This window comes from Rhodococcus sp. LB1 (assembly GCF_001583455.1).
GTDB lineage: Bacteria > Actinomycetota > Actinomycetes > Mycobacteriales > Mycobacteriaceae > Rhodococcus_F > Rhodococcus_F opacus.
In genome coordinates this window covers 39,477-39,989 of the sequence record NZ_LTCZ01000190.1, presented here as the reverse complement: position 1 = coordinate 39,989, position 513 = coordinate 39,477, and the positions used below count along the sequence as shown (strand labels likewise).

1 protein-coding gene is annotated in these 513 nt (G+C 70.4%); it reads right to left on the bottom strand.

Annotated elements, in window-relative coordinates; genetic code table 11:
• A partial coding sequence (locus AZG88_RS24365; RefSeq protein ID WP_231914171.1) for a sugar phosphate isomerase/epimerase family protein occupies positions 1 to 513 on the bottom strand: 513 nt, incomplete at both ends.

Here is a 513-nt window from a genome sequence, read left to right as displayed (position 1 = left end):
TCGCCGGGCATGCCGCGGCTGCTGAGTTCGCCGTGGATCGGGGTGACCCAATCGGCCAACTGCACCGAGAACAGGCGTTCGCCTGCCCTTGTGATCTGCTGCGGCAGTGCTGCATCCCACCACACGTGATACGAATCGAGGGCGATCCCGACGATGTCGGATCCGATCGCCTCGACCAGATCGTTGGCCTCGCTCAGTGAGGTGATCACCGAACGACTCGACGCCATCATCGGGTGCATCGGCTCGACCGCGAGCCGCACCCCCGCCGCCCGGGCGTACGGCTCGAGTTCGGCGATGCCGTCCCGGACCTGCCGCCGCGCGTCGGCGAGGTCGCCGTGAGCGGCGCCGCAGACCAACACGAGGCAGTCGGCGCCGAGGGCGTGCGCCTGATCGACCGCCACTCGGTTGTCGGCCATGGCCTCTCGCCGCAGCCGGTCGGTCGGTTGCGGGAACATTCCGCCCCGGCAGACGCTGGTGACGCGCAGACCCGACTGCCGGAGCCGGGCCGACGCG